The 327-nt window shown below is 54.7% G+C and carries 1 pseudogene; it reads right to left on the bottom strand.

Going from position 1 to position 327, the window contains the following annotated elements:
* A pseudogene (locus A37A_RS21650) lies at window positions 1-186 on the bottom strand (hypothetical protein); the annotation flags it as partial.
* Window positions 187-327: the final 141 nt, after the last annotated feature.

Below are 327 nucleotides of genomic sequence, written 5' to 3'. Positions count from 1 at the left end.
CGCGTTGCACTGGAGCCGCCGGGAAATCGCCGCGCTGGAAACCCCATCGGCAGCCATCAGAATTATCCGTGCTCTCATCACCAACCCGGCTTTCGCATTCCTCTTGCGGACGATTTCTTCTAACTCTTCTCTCTGCTCTTCACGAATCGGTAATGCAGTTAAACTGTCTACCATAATGAAAGCCATAATACCTAGCCTGACTTCCCTTGAGTGGCAGCATAACTTCTTGATGCGGAAGGACAGGCCTTTCCGCTACTGGCTACATGGCTGCCCAGGCCGGCGGCTGGGCGAAGAGCGGGAGCAGACGAAGTTTTTCCAGGAGCCGAT

Source organism: Verrucomicrobium sp. 3C (assembly GCF_000379365.1).
Classification (GTDB): domain Bacteria; phylum Verrucomicrobiota; class Verrucomicrobiia; order Methylacidiphilales; family Methylacidiphilaceae; genus Methylacidimicrobium.
Note: the sequence above shows the minus strand (reverse complement) of the source record. Positions and strands in the feature narration are given on the sequence as shown.